The organism is Luteirhabdus pelagi, assembly GCF_016827595.1.
Classification (GTDB): Bacteria; Bacteroidota; Bacteroidia; order Flavobacteriales; family Flavobacteriaceae; genus Luteirhabdus; species Luteirhabdus pelagi.
Map to the genome: position 1 here is coordinate 66,820 of NZ_JAECMS010000001.1, position 22,586 is coordinate 89,405.

25 protein-coding genes are annotated in these 22,586 nt (G+C 42.0%); 11 read left to right on the forward strand and 14 right to left on the reverse strand.

Annotation, left to right across the window (positions count from 1 at the left end):
• Positions 1 to 9 precede the first annotated feature (9 nt).
• Entirely contained in the window at positions 10 to 621 is a 612-nt protein-coding gene (locus tag I4Q58_RS00330) for a trimeric intracellular cation channel family protein (RefSeq protein WP_203292579.1), read from the reverse strand.
• Positions 618 to 1,331, reverse strand: a complete 714-nt coding sequence (locus I4Q58_RS00335) for an RDD family protein (RefSeq protein ID WP_203292581.1) — start codon at positions 1,329 to 1,331, stop codon at positions 618 to 620. Before I4Q58_RS00335 ends, I4Q58_RS00330 begins: the two co-directional genes overlap by 4 nt.
• A gap of 33 nt (positions 1,332 to 1,364) precedes the next feature.
• On the opposite strand from I4Q58_RS00335, the gene I4Q58_RS00340 reads away from it, so the two are divergent.
• From I4Q58_RS00340 to I4Q58_RS00375, 8 genes are all read left to right on the forward strand, one after another.
• Positions 1,365 to 2,351, forward strand: a complete 987-nt coding sequence (locus tag I4Q58_RS00340; RefSeq protein ID WP_203292583.1) for a stage II sporulation protein M — start codon at positions 1,365 to 1,367, stop codon at positions 2,349 to 2,351.
• Positions 2,314 to 3,183, forward strand: a complete 870-nt coding sequence (locus I4Q58_RS00345; protein WP_203292585.1) for a hypothetical protein — start codon at positions 2,314 to 2,316, stop codon at positions 3,181 to 3,183. The genes I4Q58_RS00340 and I4Q58_RS00345 overlap by 38 nt, the downstream gene beginning before the upstream one ends.
• Before the next feature lie 7 nt (positions 3,184 to 3,190).
• Complete coding sequence (locus I4Q58_RS00350) at positions 3,191 to 3,946, forward strand: DUF4129 domain-containing protein (protein WP_203292587.1); 756 nt, start codon at positions 3,191 to 3,193, stop codon at positions 3,944 to 3,946.
• Positions 3,939 to 5,156, forward strand: coding sequence for a DUF4350 domain-containing protein (locus I4Q58_RS00355; RefSeq protein ID WP_203292589.1), 1,218 nt, complete (start codon positions 3,939 to 3,941; stop codon positions 5,154 to 5,156). Before I4Q58_RS00350 ends, I4Q58_RS00355 begins: the two co-directional genes overlap by 8 nt.
• Positions 5,143 to 6,141, forward strand: a complete 999-nt coding sequence (locus I4Q58_RS00360) for an AAA family ATPase (protein WP_203292591.1) — start codon at positions 5,143 to 5,145, stop codon at positions 6,139 to 6,141. The genes I4Q58_RS00355 and I4Q58_RS00360 overlap by 14 nt, the downstream gene beginning before the upstream one ends.
• A 3-nt stretch (positions 6,142 to 6,144) precedes the next feature.
• Positions 6,145 to 7,473, forward strand: a complete 1,329-nt coding sequence (locus tag I4Q58_RS00365) for a DUF58 domain-containing protein (RefSeq protein ID WP_203294276.1) — start codon at positions 6,145 to 6,147, stop codon at positions 7,471 to 7,473.
• 93 nt (positions 7,474 to 7,566) lie between these two features.
• Positions 7,567 to 7,989 (forward strand): DUF2141 domain-containing protein, encoded by a 423-nt coding sequence (locus I4Q58_RS00370; protein ID WP_203292593.1) that lies wholly within the window; start codon positions 7,567 to 7,569, stop codon positions 7,987 to 7,989.
• 136 nt (positions 7,990 to 8,125) lie between these two features.
• The gene (locus I4Q58_RS00375) at positions 8,126 to 9,061 is read left to right on the forward strand and encodes a LysR family transcriptional regulator (protein WP_203294278.1); all 936 of its coding nucleotides are present in this window, start codon (positions 8,126 to 8,128) and stop codon (positions 9,059 to 9,061) included.
• A gap of 120 nt (positions 9,062 to 9,181) precedes the next feature.
• Here I4Q58_RS00375 and I4Q58_RS00380 read toward each other — a convergent pair whose 3' ends face one another.
• The 10 genes from I4Q58_RS00380 to I4Q58_RS00425 form a co-directional block, all read right to left on the reverse strand.
• Positions 9,182 to 9,379: a hypothetical protein gene (locus I4Q58_RS00380; protein ID WP_203292595.1), complete on the reverse strand. Its 198-nt coding sequence runs from the start codon at positions 9,377 to 9,379 to the stop codon at positions 9,182 to 9,184.
• Positions 9,380 to 9,503: 124 nt separating this feature from the next.
• A complete protein-coding gene (locus I4Q58_RS00385; RefSeq protein ID WP_203292597.1) occupies positions 9,504 to 10,304 on the reverse strand; it encodes a TIGR00266 family protein in 801 nt (266 codons plus the stop codon).
• Positions 10,305 to 10,345: 41 nt separating this feature from the next.
• Positions 10,346 to 11,488, reverse strand: a complete 1,143-nt coding sequence (locus I4Q58_RS00390) for an amidohydrolase family protein (RefSeq protein WP_203292599.1) — start codon at positions 11,486 to 11,488, stop codon at positions 10,346 to 10,348.
• Entirely contained in the window at positions 11,488 to 11,835 is a 348-nt protein-coding gene (locus I4Q58_RS00395) for a 2TM domain-containing protein (RefSeq protein ID WP_203292601.1), read from the reverse strand. Before I4Q58_RS00395 ends, I4Q58_RS00390 begins: the two co-directional genes overlap by 1 nt.
• Positions 11,836 to 11,843: 8 nt before the next feature.
• Positions 11,844 to 12,149 carry a 2TM domain-containing protein gene (locus tag I4Q58_RS00400; RefSeq protein ID WP_203292603.1) on the reverse strand — a complete coding sequence of 102 codons (306 nt, stop codon included), beginning with the start codon at positions 12,147 to 12,149 and terminating at the stop codon, positions 11,844 to 11,846.
• 39 nt (positions 12,150 to 12,188) lie between these two features.
• Positions 12,189 to 12,470: a 2TM domain-containing protein gene (locus I4Q58_RS00405; RefSeq protein WP_203292605.1), complete on the reverse strand. Its 282-nt coding sequence runs from the start codon at positions 12,468 to 12,470 to the stop codon at positions 12,189 to 12,191.
• 99 nt (positions 12,471 to 12,569) lie between these two features.
• Positions 12,570 to 13,907 carry a 2TM domain-containing protein gene (locus I4Q58_RS00410; protein ID WP_203292607.1) on the reverse strand — a complete coding sequence of 446 codons (1,338 nt, stop codon included), beginning with the start codon at positions 13,905 to 13,907 and terminating at the stop codon, positions 12,570 to 12,572.
• Positions 13,907 to 14,530, reverse strand: coding sequence for a hypothetical protein (locus tag I4Q58_RS00415; protein ID WP_203292609.1), 624 nt, complete (start codon positions 14,528 to 14,530; stop codon positions 13,907 to 13,909). The genes I4Q58_RS00410 and I4Q58_RS00415 overlap by 1 nt, the downstream gene beginning before the upstream one ends.
• 119 nt (positions 14,531 to 14,649) lie before the next feature.
• Complete coding sequence (locus I4Q58_RS00420) at positions 14,650 to 15,117, reverse strand: DUF2141 domain-containing protein (protein ID WP_236002776.1); 468 nt, start codon at positions 15,115 to 15,117, stop codon at positions 14,650 to 14,652.
• Between the two features lie 515 nt (positions 15,118 to 15,632).
• Positions 15,633 to 17,798, reverse strand: a complete 2,166-nt coding sequence (locus I4Q58_RS00425) for a TonB-dependent receptor (RefSeq protein ID WP_203292611.1) — start codon at positions 17,796 to 17,798, stop codon at positions 15,633 to 15,635.
• A gap of 165 nt (positions 17,799 to 17,963) precedes the next feature.
• On the opposite strand from I4Q58_RS00425, the gene I4Q58_RS00430 reads away from it, so the two are divergent.
• From I4Q58_RS00430 to rlmH, 3 genes are read left to right on the forward strand one after another with little or no spacing between them, the layout of a single operon-like run.
• Entirely contained in the window at positions 17,964 to 18,560 is a 597-nt protein-coding gene (locus I4Q58_RS00430; protein ID WP_203292613.1) for a YdeI/OmpD-associated family protein, read from the forward strand.
• A complete protein-coding gene (locus I4Q58_RS00435) occupies positions 18,561 to 19,670 on the forward strand; it encodes an adenylate/guanylate cyclase domain-containing protein (protein ID WP_203292615.1) in 1,110 nt (369 codons plus the stop codon).
• Positions 19,670 to 20,143, forward strand: a complete 474-nt coding sequence (rlmH, locus tag I4Q58_RS00440; RefSeq protein ID WP_203292618.1) for a 23S rRNA (pseudouridine(1915)-N(3))-methyltransferase RlmH — start codon at positions 19,670 to 19,672, stop codon at positions 20,141 to 20,143. The genes I4Q58_RS00435 and rlmH overlap by 1 nt, the downstream gene beginning before the upstream one ends.
• Here the strand turns inward: rlmH and pgi are convergent, their stop codons facing one another.
• Entirely contained in the window at positions 20,144 to 21,709 is a 1,566-nt protein-coding gene (pgi, locus tag I4Q58_RS00445; RefSeq protein WP_203292620.1) for a glucose-6-phosphate isomerase, read from the reverse strand. It lies immediately after the preceding gene.
• Positions 21,710 to 21,719: 10 nt separating this feature from the next.
• Positions 21,720 to 22,586: an N-acetylglucosamine kinase gene (locus I4Q58_RS00450; RefSeq protein ID WP_203292622.1), complete on the reverse strand. Its 867-nt coding sequence runs from the start codon at positions 22,584 to 22,586 to the stop codon at positions 21,720 to 21,722.

The window sequence follows — 22,586 nt, forward strand, 5'->3', positions numbered from 1 at the left end:
AACTATTTATTATTCCTTTTCCCGATACAAGGTTGGTAATGATACATTGAAGGTTACGGCCAAAAGGCGTACAGTTATCACAATACTTCCTGAAATGATGACTACCCATTCCTGCGAGATAGTAGTCTTCAACAATAAGAAGTACGTCAGTCCACCTATAATACAAGCCGTTGCATAAATTTCCTTTCGGAAAATAATCGGAATTTCATTACATAGAATATCACGAATAACCCCACCAAAACAAGCGGTCATAGTTCCCAAGGCGATACAGATAAGCGGGGGAAGGCCTGCTGCCATTCCCTTTTCCAAGCCTACAATAGTATACAGAGCTATCCCGATGGTATCGAACAAAAAAAGCGACCGCCGTACATACCCCAGCTTCTTTCGAAAGATAACAGCAAGTACTGCGGAGCCAAAGATGACATAAACGAAGGTAAGATTGCGCATCCATGCAATATTGGCACCCAATAACAAGTCGCGCAACGTACCACCACCCGCTGCCGTTACAAAAGCGATGATAAAAATACCAAAGGCATCCAATCGTTTGTTCATGGCCGTAAGCACCCCTGAAATGGAGAAGGCAATAGTACCTAGAATATCTATGATGAAAAATACGTTCATGCCTGTTGGGTGTAAAAACTGTAGTCCTTAATAACGGTATCCACGAATACCACTGGTTTCGTTTCAAAAGAGACATCCATCACGCTAGAGATGCGATCAGACAATTTCAGAATAACATTGTGTTGTCCCTTAAATCGCGCCTGCTGATACAGGTTTTTAATGGTTTGCATCTCAGCATCGCTAAAAACGGTCACTTGCGGATAGGTAGGCACATAATCATCTGGAATATCGGCCAATACGGTCTGTTTGAAGGAAATTGTTTTCTTTTCGCTAATGACCGTGGTTTTAGCAGCGATATCGCCTAGCCGTTGCCCTTTTCCATTAAAAAGAATAACCACTACCGCTACCCCACCAGAGCTTAAACTGATATCGACCAGTCGCAACAACCAACGTAGCATATAGTTTGAGAAGGCGGGCTTGCTACCATCCAACATTACGACCCTAATCTTTAGAACGGCCTTTCCTGGGGTTTGGCCATTCCAAAAGGTTTCCCACAGCAAATGGTAAAGAAAGATGGGAAGTCCGATTGACATCGCTGCAAGCCAGCCCATATCGAACGTATTAATATTTGATAGGAGGAAGGAAACACCAATGATATACACAAACAGAATAAGTCCATCCACCAAATACGCCAAAATACGCTCCCCCACACCGGCAACATTCTGTACCAAATTGACATTTTGCGCGGTTTCTATTTGAAAATTATCCATGAAAACTGTTTCTTTGAGGCAAATTGGCACACCATGCGCGAAGCCGCTTTTGCGAAGCAAAATAAAGATAAATGGTTAACATTTGAAAACGTTCTTCGGAATAATGCCCCGATTTCTCCAGATGAACTCAGCGCACTTTATATCGAAATTACCGACCATTTAAGCTACGCACAAACGTTTTACCCTAATAGCAACACCGTTCGATACCTGAATGGTTTATCGGTGTTGGCGCATCAAAAGATTTATAAAACCAAACGCGAATCGCGAACGCGCTTCATCACTTTTTATACCAAAGAGTTTCCAGCCTTCTTTGCGCAATACCACAAACAGCTTTTGGTAGCGTTTTTATTCTTTTTGCTTTTTTCCATCATCGGTGCTTATTCTGCAGCCACCGATGGCGATTTTGTACGATTAATCATGGGCGACGCCTATGTAAATATGACCTTAGACAATATTGAAAAGGGCGATCCGATGGCAGTTTATAAGGAAGCCGAACAGATGGATATGTTTTTGGGCATCACCATCAATAACATTAAAGTTTCGCTATATGCTTTTATGTTAGGGGTATTCTTGAGCGTTGGTACGCTTTTTATCGTGATGCGAAATGCCATTATGCTTGGTTCCTTTCAGTATTTCTTTTACGACCATGGCCTGTTATGGGAATCGGCCCGTACCATTTGGATTCATGGTACGATTGAAATATCCGTCATAATCATTGCAAGCTGTGCAGGACTCGTATTGGGCAATAGCATTCTCTTTCCAGGAACCTATACCCGTCTACAATCCTTCACTCGTGGCGCTAAGGATGGACTAAAAATTTTACTGAGTACAGTGCCATTTTTCATTATTGCCGGATTTTTGGAAGGCTTTGTAACGCGTCACACTGAAATGCCCGACTGGCTGGCCATTCTAATTATCGGCAGCTCGCTTTTCGGTATTCTTTATTATTATGTTTTATACCCTATTCAACTAAAAAGAAAAAATGAACGACAACTACGTGAACTTCAAGAAGCAGCGTGAGCTGGGAGCTATTTTAACCGATACTTTTAAATTCATTCGCTTGGAATGTAAGCCTTTGGGAGGTATGATCTTAAAATATGCGGGGCCTGCCTTGCTGATCGTAATCTTCGCGTATATCTATTATATGCAGACGACGCTGGGCAACCTTGGTTTGCTAAATACAGCTATGGATTTCGGTGCCTATACGGCTGGAATATTCATCGCCTTACTATTGTTAATGGTGTCAGGTTTGGCTTTTTACGCGTTGCTCTACGGAACGATTATTCATTATGTGAAGATATACATCGCAAATAACGGGGTTGTCGATAAAAAAGAAGTGTCTCAAGGAATTAAAAAGGACTTTTGGCGCTTGTTCGGACTGACCTTCTTGGTTGGGATTATGGCGGGTATCGGATTGGTATTGTGCATCATTCCTGGAATTTACCTCGGGACCGTATTGGCTTCCACCTACGCTATTTTAGTTATTGAACGCAGGGGGATCAGCGATTCCATAAGTTATAGCTTTGACCTTATTCGAGGAGAATGGTGGATTACCTTTGCCACATATCTCGTAATTTTCTTATTGTTTTACCTCATTACATTTGTATTTAACATTCCCCAATACATTTATTTTTTCGTCCAAACATTCGTGCGGTCTCAGGAAATATCGGCAGATCCTACCGCTATGTTCGATTGGATCTACTTTGCCTTAAATGGGATTGCCCTCCTTGCTCAGTATTTGTTGCATTCCCTTATCGTTATCGCTACAATATTGGTGTACTATAATTTAAATGAAAAGAAACACCTCACGGGAACTATGGAAACCATCGATAATTTAGGAAAACAGCAGTAATTCAGGAATGCGAACCTTATTCTTTTTCATATTATTTATAGTGCCATTCGTATCGAATGCAACGACAGTACAAGGTATTGCTCGCGATACGACGGCGGTGCAATATGATGAAGGTAGCGCCGTAGAACCTGTATCGTTTTCAGAAGAAAAATTGAAGGAGTATCGGACTGATGAGGCCTTCGATTATACCGAGGCGAAACGTGAAAAAAGTTGGTGGGACAAATTGATGGATTGGTTTGCCAATATCTGGAATAGCTTCTGGCGATGGTTGTTTGGCGATTTTAGGGGGAATTCCTTCTTGCTGTTTTTGTTTGAAGTATTACCCTGGCTTATCGTATTAGGAATCATCATTTTTATCGTTTGGTTATTTTATAAATTGAATCCGGGCGCTAGTTTCTTGAAGTCGAAAGAAACACCTGAAGTTTTCTTCACCGAAGAAGAAGAAATCATCAAAACCAAGGATATTCGGGCGCTAATCGATAAGGCCTTAAGCGAAGGCAATTTTCGCCTGGCCATTCGCTACTACTATCTGCTAATCCTGAAACAGTTGACCGATGCGGAAATAATAGATTATGAATTTGATAAAACCAATGCCGATTATATTTCGGAAATAGAGGAAGCCCTGTTGAACCAACAGTTCCGAAAGGCCACGCTACTGTACGATTATATCTGGTATGGAAATTTTTCGGTAACCCAATCCGACTTCAACAAGGCTGAGATAACCTTTACGAATCTTCAACAAAATATTCCCGGCCATGAGTAAAGTGCAGAAAATATTTTTGGGAGTTTTCGTCGTCTTGCTCGGACTATTGGTGTATGCAGAAGCAACAAAACCCACACCCATCAGTTGGTTTCCATCGTATAACAGTGCCGATAAAATACCGTATGGAACCTATGTACTTCATGATTTGGTATCAGATTCATTTCAGAACTTCGAATCGCTGGAGCGACCTCCCTTTGAAGTATTAGAAAGGGATACCCTAAAAGGAAATTATCTCTTTATAAATAACTACATCAATTTTGAAGAAGCAGAGCTAAATCGTATGCTGGCATGGATCGATAAAGGGAATGCTGCCTTTGTTTCAGCGCATAGTTTCGGATACCGATTACTTGATACACTTCAGTTAGAGATAAACACCAAATACGATGTCAATCAACTTGGAACTGAACCTTTACTAAATCTAACGCACCCTTCACTAAAAGCGCCAAAACCGTATCACATTAATAGGGATCTCGCGGTAACGTATTTCGACAAAATTGATACGCTAAGGCATACCGTACTGGGATTATCGCAGGTATATCGCGATACGCTTTCACTACGCGATTCATTGGTAAACTTTATTCAAGTTCCTTTCGGTGAAGGGCAACTGTATCTTCATACCCAACCGGAAAGCTTCACAAATTACTTTTTGTTGGAGGAAGAACGGAATCCGGCCTATACCGCTAACGCCCTCTCCTATCTCGATTCGGCAACGCCTCTGTATTGGGATCGATATTACAAAAGTGGAAAGCGTATAGATGTTTCACCCTTACGGATGATTTTAGGAAACAAATACCTGAAATGGGCTTACTATTTCGTCCTAATCGGGATATTGCTATTCGTCTTATTTGAAGGAAAGCGCAAGCAACGAAGCATTCCCATACAACCGCCAGTCACCAACCGTTCCTATATGTATACGCGAACGATTGCCGGGATGTTCTTCGACAAAAAGGAGTACGATGGTATCGCTAAAAAACAGATCGCCCTCTTCAACGAATTTATCAGAACACGACTACGCGTCCCCACGGAGCAGCGAAACAGTCACTTTTATAAGGCGGTTGCCGGAAGAAGTGGAAACACACTGGAAGACACTAAAAAACTATTTACTTTTATCGAAAAGGTAGAAAAGCAACAGCATACTTCGAAAGAAGAGCTTCAAAAATTATATCAAGAACTTACAGAATTCAAAACGAAACTAGATGGAAAATCCTGAACAACAGAACGACGAGCTTCACTTTAATAATCGCATTCCATTACAGGAGCTACAGGAAACTGCCGATAAGATCAAGGCCGAGCTACGAAAGGTAATCGTAGGACAGGATGATTTTATAGAACTACTTATCGTAAGCCTACTCGCCAACGGCCATGTGTTAATTGAAGGTGTGCCCGGAATCGCCAAGACGATTACCGCTAAATTGTTTGCCAAGACACTTCATACCGATTTTAGCCGGATTCAGTTTACGCCCGACCTGATGCCGAGTGATGTTTTGGGAACTTCTGTTTTGAACATGAAAACATCAGACTTCGAGTTCAAGAAGGGACCTATCTTTTCCAACATCATTCTTATTGATGAAATCAACCGTGCGCCGGCAAAAACACAGGCGGCACTTTTTGAAGTAATGGAGGAGCGCCAAATTACCTTGGACGGCACCGAGCACACCATGGAATATCCATTTATGGTCCTAGCTACGCAAAACCCAGTAGAACAAGAAGGAACCTATGCCCTACCCGAAGCGCAATTAGACCGTTTTTTATTCAAGATCAAGGTTGGCTATCCGAACTTGGAGGAAGAAGTCAGTATCCTTAAGACACATCACGACCGTAAATTGGAATTGCCCCAAGATGAAATTTCTGCAGTGTTGACACCCGATTCCTTGAAAACGTTCCGTAACCAGGTTCAGGAAGTCTTGATCGAGGATAAAATTTTCAACTATATCGCACAATTGGTTGATAAAACCCGAAATCACCCGCATCTTTACTTAGGAGGTTCGCCGAGGGCTTCATTGGCTATCATGAATACTGCAAAAGCCTTTGCGGCGATTCAGGGACGCGATTTTGTGACGCCCGAGGATGTAAAACGAGCATTGGCGCCAGTGCTTCGCCATCGTATAATCCTTTCCCCTGAACGCGAAATGGAAGGCATGACCCCGGAAACGGTTATCGACATGATTTCTCAATCTATTGAAATCCCGCGCTAAGTGATTAAATTCCTAAAATCCATATATCTCACACCGCGGTTCTTTTACGCCTTAACAGCAATCTCCATTTTGTTTTTGCTATCCTATTGGTTCCCGTCGCTCTATGGCATTACCTGGTTATTGGTTTTAGGACTCGTTCTATTGCTCCTTTTTGAAAGCATCATGCTGTATGCATCGAAAGGATTGACGGGCGAAAGAAGGCTTCCTGATCGATTTTCGAACAGCGACGTGAATCCCGTTTCGATATCCCTTCAGAATAGCTATACTTTTAACTTACATATTTCGATTATTGATGAATTACCGGTTCAGTTTCAGAAGAGAGATTTTTGGATGCAAACGAAAGTACCGGGAAAATCAAGGACTACGTTGGAATATGATGTTCGCCCGGTAGATCGTGGCGAATATGTCTTCGGAAAGTTAAACTGTTACGCCACATCGGCTATTGGTTTACTGCGAAGGCGTTTTACTTTCAACAATGAACAATTGGTGAAGGTGTACCCATCCTTTATCCAGATGAAGAAATACGACTTCCTTGCCATCGACAATCGGTTGTCGCATATAGGATTGAAGAAAATTCGTCGGATTGGTCACACCATGGAATTCGAGCAGATTAAGGACTATGTGTTGGGCGATGATGTGCGAACCGTAAACTGGAAGGCTACGGCAAAGCGCGGACAGCTGATGGTGAATCAGTATCAAGATGAAAAGATGCAGCCTATCTATTCCATCATCGATACCAGCCGTGTGATGAAGATGCCGTTTAATGGATTGAAGCTATTGGATTATGCGATAAACAGCACGCTCGCTTTCAGCAATATCGCACTAAAGAAAGGTGACAAGGTAGGTATGGTCGATTTTTCAAATGAATTAGGGCAGTTGCTACCTGCAGAATCGCGCAAAACGCATTTGAATCGTTTGCTGGAAACGTTGTATAATATTGAAACCCAGTTTAAGGATGCCAATTACGGTATTTTACAAGCCTTGGTGCGACGAAAAATTACGCACCGTAGCCTATTGATGTTGTACACCAATTTCGAGCATATTTCAGCCTTGCACCGACAGCTTCCCTATTTGAAAGCCATTGCAAAGAAACATGTATTGGTAGTTGTCTTTTTCGAGAACACGGAATTACGTGAATTAGCGGAAGAAAAAGCCGAATCGATTTCAGAGATATTCGATCAGACCATCGCGCAGCAATTTCAGTTCGATAAGAAGGTGATGGTACGCGAACTTCAACAACATGGTATTCAAACCGTATTGACAGCACCGGAGGATTTAACGGTGAATACCATCAACAAATATCTTGAAATTAAGGCAAAGGGATTGTTATAACAGTTCATCGCCATAAAACTACAATTCGGTATTTTTCAATTTCAAAACAGCTAAGAGCGCTTCATATTTGTATCAGAAATCAAAACAAACAATATGAAAACGATTCTTCTTACCCTTACGATTGCCCTAAGCAGCCTACTGCTAAACGCTCAAGACCAAACCTCTGAAAAAGGAACCACCGTTTCTGTCACAGTACCAGTTAATAGCGATGAAGGGAATGTAATTTTTGGCCTATATGATGAAGCCAGCTTCCTAAAGCAACCTTTGGTTGGACTATCAAGTGAAATCATCGACGGAAAAGCAACCGTGACCTTTGAAAATGTAGCTCCAGGAACCTATGCTGTTCTGTTGTACCATGATAAAAATGATAATAAGCAAATGGACTTTGAACCAAACGGAATGCCCAAAGAAATGTACGGCGCTTCGAATAATGTAATGAGTATGGGTCCGCCACAATTCTCAGATGCTAAGTTTGAAGTAGCTGACGACCCCATAACGCTAGATATCAGAATGTAACGAAACCCATCAATCAAAAAAAGTAGCCTGTTCGTATCGGACAGGCATTTTTCATTATAAGAAATAACAGTTTATTATGACATTCATCATAAATTTTCTCAATAGCAATGGTATCTTTGCAGTAAACGACCAAAAAATGACCATTACCCAATTAAAATATGTGTTAGCCGTGGCTGAATTTCAGAATTTCACCAAGGCTGCCAAGCGGTCCTTTGTCACCCAACCGACGCTGAGTATGCAAATTCAGAAGCTAGAAGACGAATTGGATATCAAGATTTTTGACCGCGCCAAAAAGCCTATCGAGCTTACTTCTGTAGGTAAGAAAATTGTCCAACAAGCACGCAGCATCGTAAACGAAGCCAATCGGATGCAGGATGTGGTAGACCAGGAGAAAGGATTTATCGGGGGAGAGTTTAAGCTAGGGATCATCCCGACCATTATGCCTACCTTGCTTCCAATGTTTTTGAAAACATTTTCAAATCGCTATCCCAAGGTTCAGTTGAAGATAGAGGAACTCACCACAGAGGAAATCATCGAAAAACTTCAGGAAAACCATTTGGATGCCGCGATTGCAGCAACGCCATTGGGCCATGAAAAGTTAAAGGAACGTGCGTTGTACTATGAACCCTTCGTGGGATATATCCCTCCTAGCCATCGCCTTTCGGAAAAAAAGAAAATTAGTAGTGCCGATTTGGATATTGACGATATATTATTATTGGAAGACGGGCACTGCTTTCGCGATGGGGTTATCAATCTGTGTAAAACCGCAAAACTAAGTGGTACTGATACGTTTCAATTGGAAAGTGGAAGTTTTGAGACCTTGGTGAAATTGAGCAATGAAGGGCTGGGAATGACGCTTCTTCCCTATTTACATACTATGGACCTATCGGAAGAGTACAAAAAGAACCTCCGTTATTTTGAAGAGCCTTCCCCTGCGCGTGAAGTGAGCTTATTGTACCATGACAGTGAATTAAAGAAACAGATCGTTACCGCGCTCCATGATGTTATTCGCGGGGTGGTGAAGGGAGCGATTGCCTTTCAGGATGTGAAGATTATTTCTCCTACGAAATAGTAGCTGCAGGTGGCTTCGAGAACCTCAGCCACCCTACCAATACTTCCGTTTTCGGTGGCTGAGGCTCTCGAAGCCACCCATATGCATTAAAAAAGCCCCGATTTCTCGAGGCTTATTTTATTATGGATTAAGATAAATTAAACATTGATTTAGTTTGGGGTTCTGCTGAATCAGTGAATCTACATACACCTTAAGCTCCTCAATTTCATAAGGAAGTAATCTTTTTAAGGCTTTCTGTAATTCCTTGCAGAACAAATTTACATCAAAACTCACTTTCGCGAGTACGGCTTTGGTGTAATCAAACATTGCTCTAGCCATAGGTAAACAGGTATTAATCAGGTTACGTAGTTTTCAGACTATAGGCTATTGGTTTTTTTCGTTAGCTCCCTCAATATAACAAAAAATATTTTAAAATATTAGGGCTGTTGATAACTTGTATTTGTTAAAATCGGTTATCGCCATCCAACAGATCGCCCAAGCCCCCGAGAATGCTTCCTTCACCTTTATCCTTACCACCTCCTCTTGGTGCAGATGCCCAGACGCGCTTCGCCAAACGGCTAAAGGGTAAGGATTGGATGTACACTGTTCCGGGTCCAGTAAGCGTCGCGAAGAAGATTCCTTCCCCACCAAACACAGCGTTCTTGATACCACCCACAAACTCAATATCGTAATCGACCGTACTATCAAAGCCGATGATGCATCCTGTATCTACGCGAAGGCGTTCCCCAGGTTTTAGTTCTCTTTTGAGCGTTGTTCCGCCGGCGTGTACGAAAGCCATTCCGTAGCCTTCTAGTTTCTGCATGATAAATCCTTCCCCACCGAAAAAGCCACGTCCGAGTTTTCGAGAAAATTCAATCCCAATCGATACCCCTTTGGCGGCGCAAAGAAACGCATCCTTTTGACAGATGAACTTTCCGTTAAAGCGTTCTAAATCCAACGCAATGATTTTCCCAGGATAGGGTGAAGCAAAACTAACATCCTGTCGTTCGGGATGGGTGTTATAGAAGGCCGTCATAAAAAGACTTTCACCCGTCAACAATCGCTTTCCAGCACCAAATATCTTTCCCAAAACACCTTTATCCTGTGCAGAACCATCGCCAAAGATAGTTTCCATCTTTATGCCTTGATCCATTGTCATAAAACTACCCGCTTCGGCTAAAACCCCTTCATTCTGATCGAGAGTAATGGAAACGTATTGCATTTCTTCGCCGTGAATAACGTAATCTATTTCGTGTGCTTTCATTTGTGAGGTTTATTATATCAGTAGTGGATTTTTAAAATATGTTACGGTGTTTTCACAACCTTCCCTTCTTTCCAAACGGCTTCAATGGTATATAGATGCTCCATGTCTTCTAGTGGATTTTCATTCAACAACACCATATCAGCTTTATAGCCTGGCTTTAAAAATCCCAGGTTCGGAAGGTCAAAATATTTAGCAGGCAAGGAAGTAGCGCTTTTCAACACATCAATACTCGAAAGCCCTGCTTCTTTTAGTAGTTTCATTTCTTCATAGAGATCACTCCCATAGTTGATTTGCGCATTCGGAGGATCGGTCCCTGCTAAAATAGGAACCCCAGCTTCGTATGCCTTCAACACTTCACCCAACAATTCTTCTTTCGATAAACGTGAAACATCTTCCATTGAGGTATTGTTTTCGAAAATTCGAATAACCGTCAGTAAGGTTGGAACCATGAAAAAATCTGACCGATTTGCCAGCGCCTTCAACTTTTCTGCTTCAAAGGGTTTATCCCACCAAACATGAACCAAACCATCGGCTCCTAAAGACAGTACTTGCGCTGCATTTTCCATTTGGGAGACATGTACCACCGCATTGAGATCCTTTGCATGCGCCGATTTTATGAGCGCTTCAACAGTTTCAGGTTTTAAACTTGGTCGCAGCGACTCAACCATTATCTTTAGGTAATTTGCTCCAGCCTTTATTCTATCTGCTACAAATTCGTCGGCTTCTTCGGGTTCGGTAAGGGTTGGCGTTGGAAAACCGTATTGCGTTCCATGTCCGTTCGGAACGGTTGCTGCGGCACCGGCAAACCAATAGCGCGCATAGTTTGTAGAGTCGAGAAATCGCTTCCGCATCGATTGCTGATACTGTTCCACTCCGTGCATATCCAAAACATTCAACACCCCAGCTTTGGCAGCTTCCACCAAGTTACCCGCCATCCACGCATGTACATGGCTATTGGTCATACCCGGCATTAGGAACTTTCCGGAGCCATCAATTATGTCGCCATCGAATTTCAAATCTGCTGCCACGTTGCTCACTTCACCATTTTCAACTAAAATCGAAGTATTCTCGATAACCTTTTCACCATCGAAAACCGCAACATTCTCAATTAAAAAATCTTGGCCATATCCTTCAACATGTAGCAACAGTATTAAAAGTATTGGTAGGTATTTCAAATATTTCATTAGTCTCTATTTTGAATGGATTGATAGTTGTTTTCCTCCTCATCCAATAGCTCCTTAATCTTGCGCTCTTCCCATTTTCGGAAAAACGGCACCTTTCCATTCGATACATTATACCAATGAATCAAGATGGCTATCCCCCAAATAGCCCAAGTGATGATATAGCTCCAAAGTACCCAGTTTTTAAATTCTGGCCCCAGTTCTTCTACTTGTGGTAGGTTAAGCACGATAATCGCTCCAATGATGGCGAGTACTGAAAGAATGATATACACTGTGAGATGGGCATAAAACTCTTTCAATGCTTTCAGCTTTTTTGAAGCTTTCCTGTAGTTTTCTTCAGTTGTTTCCATGGTTGCTGTTATTCCCAACGTGATTTGTTTTCCTCTTCCTCCATAAACTCCTTCATTTTACGGTCTTCCCAATCCTTTCCAAGAATCGGATTCCAGTTGAAGGCTTTACCGGCTTGAAAGATAAGTCCGATCCCCCATCCGAAGGCAGCCCATAAAAACCACATATAGCTCCATTCGTTTGTATAGTAGTTCAATGCTGCTAAAAAGCCTATAAAAATGAAGTACATGATAAGGCTGGTGTAGAACTTTTTGATATGTTCCACTCTTTCTTTTGCCTTAAAATACTTGCTAGAATTTTTGTCCATATTATCCATGACGTTGGTTTTTCTAATTGATTATTGGATTTCCTTAGGTTACGAATCTTCCCGCATAAATTCCTCGATCTTTCTCTTTTCCCAATCCTTTCCGAAGAAGGGGTTCCACTCGTAAGTGTCGGCCGCATGACCGATTAAACCGATACCCCAACCAATGATAGGGAATAGTGCCCAAGGGAAGCTGGTATTCGATACATAATTCAACCAAAGGAATACGGGAATAAAGAGTAAGTAGATACTCAAATGCCAATAAAATCCCTTTAGTTTTTCAACACGCTGCTTGGCGTATTCGTACTTGTTTTGTGGTGAAGAATAATTCATGACTAGTAGTTTTAAATGATGGTATAAAAGTACCAAGCAGGTTGCCTCTTTTCAACTAAAAACTACCGAACCGTAGTTTTGGAGCGATGAACCGTAAGGTTACTCGTCCTTATTCATCAATTCCCGAATCTTGCGTTCTTCCCAGTCCTTACCCAGGAAAGGGTTCCAGTTGAATACCTCGATGGCGTGACCGGCTACTCCCAGTCCCCAACCTCCTATCGGGAACATCGCCCATGGAAAGCTAGTACCTGATATGTAATTCAAATAAATAAAAACAGGAACAAAGCATAGGTAAATGGTGAAATGGATGTAGAAGCCCTTCAATTTCTCGACCTTTTCCTTGGCGCGTTCGTAACGTTTCTCTGAGATGAATTCGTCGGCTCGCGGACGAACAATCGCTTCTTTCGTCAGTAGCGGCAATTGAACCTTAAAATGTGTTCCTTCTTGTCCGACATGTACAGGGCGGTTCGTTAACAACCCATATCGTTTGTGAATGTTTTGAAGACCGACCCCACTGCTTTCCTTCACCACTTGTTTGGGTTGAAAGTTGTTTTCAATCGTTAACACGCCATTTTTTTCGGTAATGGTGATATGGAGCTTTTTTGAAGGCGTTACCTGATTATGCTTCACGGCATTTTCGAGCAGCAATTGTAAGGATAGCGGCACTACTTTCGCTTCAGGGTTTTCCAAGGTTTCAGGTGGTGAATAAACGATGCTGTCTTCGAAGCGCATCTTCAACAGTGACATATACAGGGAGGCAAAACGCAATTCTTCTTCCAACGTCACCAATTGTTTGTTTTTCTGCTCCAATACATAGCGATACACTTTTGAAAGTGAGGTCGTAAACTTCGTGGCGGCATCTGGATTCTCTTCAATTAAACTCGTCAGTACATTTAGACTGTTAAAAAGAAAATGCGGATCCAACTGGTTCTTTAAGGCATCAAACTGGGCCGAAGCCGTACCAGCGATGATTTTCTGTTCCTTAACCTTTCGCTCCTGATTGAATTTATAGTAGTAGAAGGCATAAAAAATGCTGGCCACCACCATCGAAATGATAAAGGAAACCAAGTAATAGTCTAATCGCTGATCGCGTAAAAACTCCATCAGTGGCTGATCGTAGAAAACAACATTCACCAAAAAGCGAAGCAGGAAGATTGCGATAAGAGTAACGGTTATATTGCCTAAAACCGCTTTCCAGAGGTTCTTTAGTTTGAACACAAGATTTTTATAGCGATCCAAGACATAGAATATGATCACAGCGTTCGCCATATACAAGACCACCGAATAGAGCTGATTATACAACAATTTAATCAGGAATTCCTTTCCAGAATCGATGCGATCGCCATTCAGATATTGAATAACACCTAACACAATAAAAATGAGCAGGCCCACAAAAAAGGCTTTGCCCACTTCCTTAAAAAATCGAGTAACGGTCATTATTTACAGTACATTTCTAATACTTCTGGAGCTCTTTCGGCACCATAGGAAGGATAAAACTGACCTTCCGGCTCAAAGGTAGCAAAAAGATCGATGGCTCTTTGAATGTCCTTGCAGTACGGATCTAGCGGCTTACCAAAATACTTGGCGCTACCGATTTCCCATTCTGCCTTCGCCAAAATAAAGATAGGGTTCTCAGGGGAAATGGCTATTGCCTTTTCATATAACTGGGTTACTTTTCCGGCGTACTTCATTCCGTATTTTTGCCCGTCGTATGCTACCCAGGCCGTATAGTACAATGCCTCTAAGGTCATTACATACGGATTGTTATCGGAATTGGTCTTGGCATCGTTCAAAAAGTTTAATGCCGTTTCAAGCTTTGCTTTTAATGCGGTTTCGTCCTTCTCGTTAAAACTCTGAAGAATATAGATTTGCGATGCATAGTAATACGGCAGCCATTTGTCGCTTTCGGCATTTCCGATACGTTCGAAAAGATTTGCCGCTTCCAGTGGCTTGTTTTCCTGCCAAAGTTCAAAGGCTTTTTGCATACCTTTTTCGTATTGGTTCTGAGCAACACCTGTAAAAGTGAAGAGGCAGATTGCAATCGTGATGATGGTTTTCATAGTGTTTTAGTTTGAAAGTTGAAGAATGATCCCGCCCACCAGTAGCAAAATGCTTGAAAGCAGGGCTATTTTGAATGTTTTGTGTGTTCCGAATTTGCGTAATAGAATACCTAACATGGTTATAGTTTTATATCGATTGCTTTGGTTTCGCCGTTTTCGATGGTGAATTTTGCATCCTTCCATTTCGGTGGTCCGAAAAACCCTTTAGCTCCATTGGAACATCCGTAATCTTCTGAAGGCATGATGCCCATCATCATATCGAGTTTATCATTGTCATTCTCATCGTGGTAGCAGGAAATGGCATACGTGCCATCAGGCACATCGGTAAAGGTAACAGCGGCTTTTTCCCCTGAAATGGTTGCTCCACGGGTCATAAACTCCTTGTTGAGAAAATTTCCCTCGGAATCGTACAGTCCAACCTTAACGGTTCCCTTATCGTTGTCGAAATTGTGCATCGAAACGGTAATGGTGTTCTGAGCCTGCAGCATAAAAGCTGAAAATAAAATGGCTATAGTAGTAATAACGGTTTGCATGGTTGCGGTTTTTAAGATTCGTTTGGTTTTTAATGTTGATTCAAAAGTCTTCATAAAGACGGGCTTTTTAAAAACTGATATACTGAATTGTCAAATTGGATGGATGAATTGTATTTGTTAGTTAGTAGTCGATAGTTGGTAGTCGTTGGAATTTGGAATTTGGAATTTGGAATTTGGGATTTGGGATTTGGAGCTTGGGATTTGATGCTGTGGATACTGTGGATACTGTGGATACTGTGGAACTTATGTATTACTATTTAACTACAAACTAATAACCTTTAATCAATAGCGTCTATCGACTATTTACTAATGACTACTGACATTCTTTGGGATTTGGGATTTGGGATTTGGGATTTGGGATTTGAGATTTGGAGCTTGGGATTTGGAGCTTGGGATTGGATGCTGTGGATGCTAATTTGAAAATTTGTCAATTTAAAAATTAGGGATTGCAGAAATGAATCTAGGAGTCTATCAGTTTAGAAATATTAGTTTGGAGTGTCGATGAAGCACTATTGACTAATGACCCTTCACCGCTCACCGCCTGCCTGCCGGCTAGGCAGGTTCACTGCTTACAAATTATCCAACTGATTATCACTCTTATCATCACTTATCGTCCAAAAGAAGCCCACGAAGAAGAATTGATCGGCAGCGGGACGTAAGGTTCTACGGTCGAAGTTACCCGCCGTATTTGGGGTGTTGGCGTATTGATAACCATTTACGTTTCGGAAGCCGAGTGCGTTTTGTACTGAGAAATACAGTATTTTCTGTTGTGAAAGTAAATAGGCCCAATTCAAGCTTATATTGTTATACGATTTCGTTTGTTGTTGAAGAAAGCCAGACTCGTTCGGATTGGTATAGTTTCGGCCACTTCCGTATTGATAGCTAAACCCCACCTGACTTCTCCAATCATCGATCCAATATTTTCCCACGACCGAAAGATTGTGCTCGTTGGCAAAGGGCGGTCGCGCAGCCGTCAGGTAGTTTCGGAACTTCCGCTCGCTATCCAAATAGGAGTAGCTAATCCAATAATCGAAGTTCTTAATCGATTTATTATCACGCCAAAACAAATCTAGTCCCTGGGCATAGCCATCACCCCCATTTTCGAAAGCATCGCCCAATGTGGGCATTTCAGAACTGAAAGTGACTAAGTTCGCGTAGTCTTTTCGGTAAAGCTCCGCGCGGAAGATCCGATTGTCGGCTACATATTGGTAGTTAAGGATATAATGCTGTGTTTTTCGTGCCTCTAAATCCTGTTCGAACTTCAGAATATCCTGATTTGGCTGCTGGTAGAAATCGCCATAGGCTACGGAAATCTGTCCATTTTTTGATGTTTTATAGGCAAGTGAAGCTCTGGGTGAAACCGTCGCTTGATCGAACAGCGGACTATATTCACCACGCAGGCCGAGCTTCACCGCAAATTTTCTAGAAAAGGTGAGGTCGGTTTCAGCAAAAAGCGCCGATATATCGTTTTGGTATCCGTAGGATACCTGAAAATTAGGGTCTTGAAATTTCTCTTCAAAATCGGAAAGAAATTGTTCCCCACCTAAATAAAGCTTTATCCTGCTGTTGAAACGTTTCTTCAACTTCACCTTCATGTGTGCCGAATGGTTCGTATTGGTTACATCGCCCTCCATCACCTTGATATCATTGATGGCATATGTATAGCTTCCACCAGCCAATAGATCCCACGTATCGCTCAATTCACCTTCATAACTGGCATTGGTGTACAGGTTGTTATTATTCAACTTAAAATATAAGCCTTCAGAAAAGTTGATGTCCTGTTGCGTCAGCGCAAAACGCGTCGCATCGAAGGCTGCATACCATTTCAACATCCCATTTTTCATCTTTTTTCGAAACACGCCTTCTCCAGCAAAGACCTCGAAAGGTTTATCCCAATCATTGCGATCCGGAAACGCTGCCACATAGGGTGCCAAATTGATATAGGAAGCGTTGATGCTAAGCGAAGTATCACCCCAGATTTGTGTGTTTCCCAAACCAGCACCAACCGTCATTATGGAAATATCTGTTTTCTCCTGGTCTGGTTCATCCACTGTATTTAATAACAAAACAGAGGAAAGCGCCTGGCCGTATTCAGCTGAATACCCACCTGTAGAAAAAGTAATCCCATCGAAGAGAAACGGACTATATCGTCCGCGCGACGGAATATTATTCGTAGTTGGTGTATAAGGCGTGAATACACGAATACCATCGATAAACACTTGGGTTTCTCCAGCGTCACCTCCACGGACGAACAGTCGGCCGTCTTCAGCAACAGTCGTGGTTCCAGGAAGTGTTTGCAGTGCTCCGACAAAATCGCCCAGCGCACTGGCAGTAGTGACCACATCCAACGGCTTCAACACTGAAACCTTACTATTATCACTGGCTTCAAACGTTCCGGCAGAAAGAACGACTGTATCTAGGGTATTCAAATCTTCTTTTAATACGATGTTCAATCCGCTCATTTCAGATACCAACCCAACCTTCCGATAGGGTTCAAAGGAAATAAAGGAGATAACAAGAGTGTGGGTGTCCTCTTCAGAAGTTTCAAAAGAAAAAGTTCCATCCTCAGTTGTGGTAGCACCATCGTAGGTACCTTCCAGATACACATTGGCACCCATTATTGGATTTCCGTTGGCTTGGGTAACCACTCCCGAAACAGTATGCTGCGCGGAAGAAGTGAAACTGAATAAGACTGCTATTAAAAAAAACAAGTAAGGTTGGTAGTGCTGAAACATGGTTATCGTTTTTGTTGACACAAAGGTTAACCGACCATGATCTATATCATAAAAAAACCTACTCAACTGTCGGATTCGATCCCCAAATTGTAGCACATCAATTATAACGTTTCTTTAGAGACTTGCATTTTTTAATTTTGCTATCTTGAACCCAAACAACCGATAATGACCAATAGTGAAAAAGTGGATGCTTATATCAAAAAGCATTCGAAATGGAGCGACAAACTTCAGCAGTTGCGCGAAGCGCTCCTACAGACCAAACTTACCGAGGAGGTGAAGTGGGGTGCTCCTACCTACACCTACGATGGTGATATTGTAGTGGGAATAGCGGGGTTTAAAAACCATTATGCTTTATGGTTTCATCAGGGGGTATTCCTCAAGGATCCTAAAAAGATTCTCATAACAGCTAAAGGCGGAAATGCCAAGGCGATGCGGCAATGGCGCTTTGAAGACGGAGATAAAATTGACACCAAATTGGTGAAAAAGTATGCCGAGGAAGCCATCGCCAATTCGAAGGCCGGAAAAAAAGTGAAGCCTGTCAAGAAAAAAGGTGTCAACATTCCCCCGCTACTGAAAAATGCCCTTTCTGAAAACACCGAACTAAAAAAAGCATTTTCAAATCTTACGCCTGGAAAACAGCGTGAATATGCTGACCATATCGGAAGTGCTAAACAGGAAGCAACCCGAAAGCGACGGTTAGATAAAGCTGTTCCTATGATCTTAGACGGCAAGGGACTATACGATAAATACAAGGACTGCTAAATGAAGATTCGTTTTAGACGATACACCTTGCGACAACTTTGGTTTTACGCTCGTCGCGCGTTTTGGATTTTGATCTCTTGGGTCATTATCGCCAATATTATCTTCTTTTATGAATTCTTCACCTTAGCTAGCAACGATATTCTTAGCTCAGCATTCGATTTTAGACAAGCCTTTACTGCAAACTTGTTGTTTTCGGTAACAGCGGGAATCATTGGCGGGATTATTACCATCAACTTAATGGCGCGTTGGCTTCGAAAACATGCCTTTTGGAAAGCGCTGCTGTACATTATCATCACCTATATTATCACGGCTTTATTGGTAAGCGTGGTGGGTGCACTGTATTATTATAGTGAAGAATATGGCTTACCCTTTTATCACTCGGACGTAATGGATGAGCTTTGGGTATTCTTCGGCACTTGGCTCTTTCTAAAGAATTTTATCATCTGGTTGTTTATCGTTATCGGTACCCTAATCGTATTGATGGTAAATGACAAATACGGCCCCGGAGTGTTTGTCGATTATCTGTTGGGACGCTATTTTCACCCGAAGCATGAGCGGCGCATCTTTATGTTTGCCGATATCCGAAATGCGACGGGTATTGCCGAGGAGTTGGGTGAAGAAAAATACTTCAACTTTTTAAAGGATTTCTTCGCCGATATTGCCCCTGCCATTGTGCAAACCCGTGGTGAAGTATACCAATATGTGGGTGATGAAGTAGTGGTCTCCTGGAAGATGAACTTGGGATTAAAATCCGGAAATGCCATTCGTTGCTACTATCAGATGCAGAAAAGCATCAGCTACCGTTCCAGGCGATACAAGAAAAAGTATGGGATAGTACCTGAATTCAAGGTAGGATATCATTTCGGAAATGTAATGGTAGGTGAAATTGGTCAAATTAAACGCGACATAGCCTTTTCGGGCGATGTCTTGAATACCACCTCTAGGATTCAGGAGATGTGTAATAAGCTAAATGTAAACATTCTAGCCTCAGAACAATTCGCAAATGTTGCCTACAAACTTCCAAAAGGTGTTGAAAAAAAGAAATTGACCGATAGCTTGCTACGTGGTAAAAGTGAAGAAATCGGATTGGTAACGTATATTAAGGAATAATGAATATCAGACTGATTACCATAGGGAAAACCGACGATAAGCGCTTGCGGTCCCTAATCGCGGAGTATGAAAAGCGACTTCGTCGGTATGTGAAGTTTTCGTTGGAAGAATTGCCCGATATCAAGAATGCAAAAAATCTCAGCGAAGCACAGCAAAAGCAAGTAGAAGGGGAATTGATTTTAAAAAAGTTAGATCCTTCCGACGTTTTGATTCTTTTAGATGAAAAAGGCAAGCACTATACTTCAGTGAAGTTTGCCAATTTCCTTCAGAAGAAGATGAATAGTGGGTTAAAGACGTTAGTTTTCGTTATTGGTGGCCCCTACGGCTTTAGTGAAGAAGTTTATACAGCAGCAAAGGGAAAAGTGGCCCTTTCAGAAATGACCTTTTCACACCAAATGGTGCGCTTATTTGTAGTTGAGCAAATTTATCGTGGCTTCACCATCCTTCGAAATGAGCCGTATCATCATCGATAGTTATTGAGACACTTTTTCTATTAGTTTTTTAGTAGACGTATTTTGAATACTTTCCTTCTTTTCACCAGATAGCGTATCCAATATGCCTTTTGCTAATTTTTTACCCAATTCAACACCCCACTGGTCATAACTGAAGATGTTCCAAATTACTCCCTGCACGAATAACTTATGCTCATACATAGCAATAAGACTTCCTAAGGTTTCTGGGGTAAGACGCTCGATGAGTAAGGTATTACTCGGACGATTACCCTTAAACACCTTAAACTGATTTTCAGTATTTGCTCCATGAGTGCCTTCCATTAACGCTTCACTCTGGGCCAAACAATTTGCTATTAGTTTCTGTTGATGACCGGTATCGCCATACAACGATTCCTTAAAGCAAATAAAGTCTACCGGTACTAGCTTTGTCCCTTGGTGAAGCAGCTGGAAAAACGCATGCTGGGCGTTCGTTCCCGTACTTCCCCAAACGATGGTTCCTGTTTGGCAATGCACCTCGTTTCCATTACGGTCAGTACTTTTACCATTGCTTTCCATAATAGCTTGCTGCAAATACGGTACTAGCTTCTGTAGGTATTGCGAATACGGCACGATCGCCTCAGACTCACATTTAAAAAAGTTATTGTACCACACTGAGATCAGTGCCAGCATAATTGGGATATTGGCTTCAAAGGAAGCGTGTCGGAAATGGTTGTCCATGGCTTCGGCGCCTTTCAACAATTGTCTGAAGTTTCGATATCCAACCGCACAACAAATCGAAAGTCCCACCGCACTCCAAAGTGAAAAACGTCCGCCTACCCAATCCCACATCGGAAAAATGTTGTCCCTTGCAATACCAAAGGAGGCAACAGCCTGAAGATTCGTAGAAACCGCTACAAAATGTTTGGGAACATCTTTTTCTTCTGCGTTTTCTAAAAACCACTTTCGCACCGTTTGGGCATTGGTCAGGGTTTCCTGTGTCGTAAAGCTTTTGGAAACAATGATAAATAGGGTCGTTTCTGGATCTATTTGCTTTAAGGTTTCACGAACATGATCGCCTTCCACATTCGAAATAAAATGAAGATCGAGTTCATTTCGGTAATAGCGCAAGGCCTCACATACCATATCGGGACCAAGATCACTTCCCCCAATTCCGATATTTACGATGCTCTTTATTCGTTTTCCCGTATACCCTTTCCATTCCCCAGAAATCACTTTCTCAGAGAAATGCTCCATCTTTCGCAAAGCTTCAGAAACTTCAGGTTTCATTTTATCGAAGTTTCGCAGTTCGGTATGGCTTACCGCTCTTTTTTCGGTTTCATTAATCGCCTCCCCTGAAAACTGAGCTTTTATCGCTTCCTTCAACTTCACTTCATCGGCTAAACGCAGTAATAGTTTCCTTGTCTTTTCTGAGATCCTATTCTTCGAATAATCCAAATAGAAATTCCGCCATTCTATGTGCATATTTTCCGCACGATTGTCTTCTTCACGAAAATAATCGACCAAATGATGTTCTTTTGTGCTCTCAAAGTGAATGGCAAGTTCTTTCCAAGCGGTTGTCTGTAAAGGATTTATTTTAGGTAGCGCCATACGTAGATAGTTATTGGGTCATCTTCGGAAGTATTTCCGACCGGTAGTATTCGATCAATCCGTCGATGGGCCGACGAATTACGTTTCCGAGTTCTAGGTGATAGGGTTTAAAGCAATCTTCAATGATATCCTTGCTGAAATGGGCGATGGAACCGATAAAGTGAATCGGGACATCCTGCGCCTTTTTGTAGCATAGAATGCGGTTTTCGATAAACTTGTTCATACCTTCACTAATCAGCTTGTAAAAGTAACCGTTTACTTCTTCCGAAGTGAAGATGAATTCGGCAAAGGAAGCTAGGTAGGTATTTGGATTCGGACGTTTGTAAAGATTCACCTTTATTTCATTAGGATCGAGGTTGAAGCGTTGTTCGAAATCCTTCGCCAAAACGGTTGGCATTTTCTTGTAAAAATAATCGCGAATCAGTCGCTTTCCGAAGTAATTCCCGCTGGCCTCATCCATTAAGATATAGCCTAAAGATGCTACGGAAGTATGAATGTCTTTTCCATCGAAATAGCAGCTATTGCTTCCCGTTCCGAGAATGCAAACAATACCTGCTTCGGTAGTAGCCGCATGCACCGCAGCTGCCATATCCTCATTAACAGTGACGGCAGCATTGTGAAATAACTCCTTTAGCACACCTAAAAATGTTTTTCTAGGGGTTTCGGTACCACAACCAGCACCATAGAAATCGACTTTCTTTACGCTATCGAAAAGTTTGGGAAGTTCCTCGTTTTCATGAATTCGAAGTGCTAATTCCTCCTCAGGAATTACAGCAGGATTCAATCCACGAGTACGCGTTTTTAAGGCTACATTGCCTTCTTCATCCAATAAAATCCAGTCGCATTTGGTGGAACCACCGTCGGCAATCAATATCAT

Bases quoted from the DNA above. Each gene is read 5' to 3' on its own strand.
- I4Q58_RS00330 (WP_203292579.1), bottom strand. From the start codon at position 621: ATGAACGTATTTTTCATCATAGATATTCTAGGTACTATTGCCTTCTCC.
- I4Q58_RS00335 (WP_203292581.1), bottom strand. From the start codon at position 1,331: ATGGATAATTTTCAAATAGAAACCGCGCAAAATGTCAATTTGGTACAG.
- I4Q58_RS00410 (WP_203292607.1), bottom strand. From the start codon at position 13,907: ATGACCGTTACTCGATTTTTTAAGGAAGTGGGCAAAGCCTTTTTTGTG.
- I4Q58_RS00370 (WP_203292593.1), top strand. From the start codon at position 7,567: ATGAAAACGATTCTTCTTACCCTTACGATTGCCCTAAGCAGCCTACTG.
- pgi (WP_203292620.1), bottom strand. From the start codon at position 21,709: ATGGCGCTACCTAAAATAAATCCTTTACAGACAACCGCTTGGAAAGAA.
- I4Q58_RS00345 (WP_203292585.1), top strand. From the start codon at position 2,314: ATGAACGACAACTACGTGAACTTCAAGAAGCAGCGTGAGCTGGGAGCT.
- I4Q58_RS00340 (WP_203292583.1), top strand. From the start codon at position 1,365: ATGCGCGAAGCCGCTTTTGCGAAGCAAAATAAAGATAAATGGTTAACA.
- I4Q58_RS00380 (WP_203292595.1), bottom strand. From the start codon at position 9,379: ATGGCTAGAGCAATGTTTGATTACACCAAAGCCGTACTCGCGAAAGTG.
- I4Q58_RS00405 (WP_203292605.1), bottom strand. From the start codon at position 12,470: ATGAATTATTCTTCACCACAAAACAAGTACGAATACGCCAAGCAGCGT.
- I4Q58_RS00430 (WP_203292613.1), top strand. From the start codon at position 17,964: ATGACCAATAGTGAAAAAGTGGATGCTTATATCAAAAAGCATTCGAAA.
- I4Q58_RS00360 (WP_203292591.1), top strand. From the start codon at position 5,143: ATGGAAAATCCTGAACAACAGAACGACGAGCTTCACTTTAATAATCGC.
- I4Q58_RS00435 (WP_203292615.1), top strand. From the start codon at position 18,561: ATGAAGATTCGTTTTAGACGATACACCTTGCGACAACTTTGGTTTTAC.
- I4Q58_RS00355 (WP_203292589.1), top strand. From the start codon at position 3,939: ATGAGTAAAGTGCAGAAAATATTTTTGGGAGTTTTCGTCGTCTTGCTC.
- I4Q58_RS00385 (WP_203292597.1), bottom strand. From the start codon at position 10,304: ATGAAAGCACACGAAATAGATTACGTTATTCACGGCGAAGAAATGCAA.
- I4Q58_RS00450 (WP_203292622.1), bottom strand. From the start codon at position 22,586: ATGATATTGATTGCCGACGGTGGTTCCACCAAATGCGACTGGATTTTA.
- I4Q58_RS00390 (WP_203292599.1), bottom strand. From the start codon at position 11,488: ATGAAATATTTGAAATACCTACCAATACTTTTAATACTGTTGCTACAT.
- I4Q58_RS00375 (WP_203294278.1), top strand. From the start codon at position 8,126: ATGACCATTACCCAATTAAAATATGTGTTAGCCGTGGCTGAATTTCAG.
- I4Q58_RS00395 (WP_203292601.1), bottom strand. From the start codon at position 11,835: ATGGAAACAACTGAAGAAAACTACAGGAAAGCTTCAAAAAAGCTGAAA.
- rlmH (WP_203292618.1), top strand. From the start codon at position 19,670: ATGAATATCAGACTGATTACCATAGGGAAAACCGACGATAAGCGCTTG.
- I4Q58_RS00420 (WP_236002776.1), bottom strand. From the start codon at position 15,117: ATGAAGACTTTTGAATCAACATTAAAAACCAAACGAATCTTAAAAACC.
- I4Q58_RS00415 (WP_203292609.1), bottom strand. From the start codon at position 14,530: ATGAAAACCATCATCACGATTGCAATCTGCCTCTTCACTTTTACAGGT.
- I4Q58_RS00400 (WP_203292603.1), bottom strand. From the start codon at position 12,149: ATGGATAATATGGACAAAAATTCTAGCAAGTATTTTAAGGCAAAAGAA.
- I4Q58_RS00350 (WP_203292587.1), top strand. From the start codon at position 3,191: ATGCGAACCTTATTCTTTTTCATATTATTTATAGTGCCATTCGTATCG.
- I4Q58_RS00425 (WP_203292611.1), bottom strand. From the start codon at position 17,798: ATGTTTCAGCACTACCAACCTTACTTGTTTTTTTTAATAGCAGTCTTA.